At 64.7% G+C, this 898-nt stretch carries 1 protein-coding gene; it reads right to left on the reverse strand.

Annotation, left to right across the window (positions count from 1 at the left end):
- Positions 1 to 54: 54 nt before the first annotated feature.
- A partial coding sequence (locus Q0C48_RS09130; RefSeq protein ID WP_291523623.1) for a cell division protein FtsZ occupies positions 55 to 898 on the reverse strand: 844 nt, incomplete at its 5' end.

Below are 898 nucleotides of genomic sequence, written 5' to 3' on the forward strand. Positions count from 1 at the left end.
GAACGCTGCCGTCCAGGTCAAGCGCCGTTATTGCGCTGACCCGGTTTACCGGCCTTAGTCCGCCTGGCGGCGCAAGAAGGCGGGGATGTCCAGATCGGCGTAGTTCGGGGTGTTATTGCCGCCGCGGGCGGGGGCAACCGAGGCGGCGGAGCGTTCGGCCTGACGCATACCGGTGGGCTTGTCGAGATTGCGCCAGTCTGCGGCAGTGGCCGGGGTCGCAGCCGGGCGGGTACGAATATTTTCGACCGCCAGACGCACGGGTTCCCTTTGTAATCCAGTAGCGACCACCGTAACCCGCAGTTCACCTTCCAGTTCCGGATCCAACACCGTACCGACCTTGACGTTGGCGTCATCTGCCGCATAACCACGGATCAGTTCGCCGACTTCTTCAAACTCGCCCAAAGTCAGGTCCATGCCGGCGGTGATGTTGACCAGAATGCCGCGGGCACCCGCGAGGTTGATGTCGTCCAGCAGCGGGCTGGAAGCAGCACGGGTGGCGGCGTCCTTGGCGCGGTTTTCGCCGCGACCGCTGGCGGCACCCATCATCGCCAGGCCCATGCCGGACATGATGGTGCGGACGTCGGCAAAGTCGAGGTTCATCAGGCCGGGGCGGGTGACCAGTTCGGAGATGCCCTGCACGGCGCCGAGGAGGATGTTGTCGGCGGCCTGATAGGCGTCCTTGAGGCTGATGTTCTTGCCGAGGACGGACAATAGCTTCTCGTTGGGGATGATGACCAGCGAGTCCACATACTGGGAGAGTTCGTCGATGCCGGAGAGGGCGTGCTGCTGGCGTTTTTTGCCTTCAAAGTTGAAAGGCCTGGTGACCACGCCGACGGTGAGGATGCCCATGTCGCGGGCAATGGCCGCCACCACGGGGGCGGCGCCGGGGCCGGGGCCG

Origin of the sequence: Acidithiobacillus sp., assembly GCF_023255755.1 — a bacterium.
In the GTDB taxonomy this organism is placed as follows: Bacteria; Pseudomonadota; Gammaproteobacteria; order Acidithiobacillales; family Acidithiobacillaceae; genus Acidithiobacillus.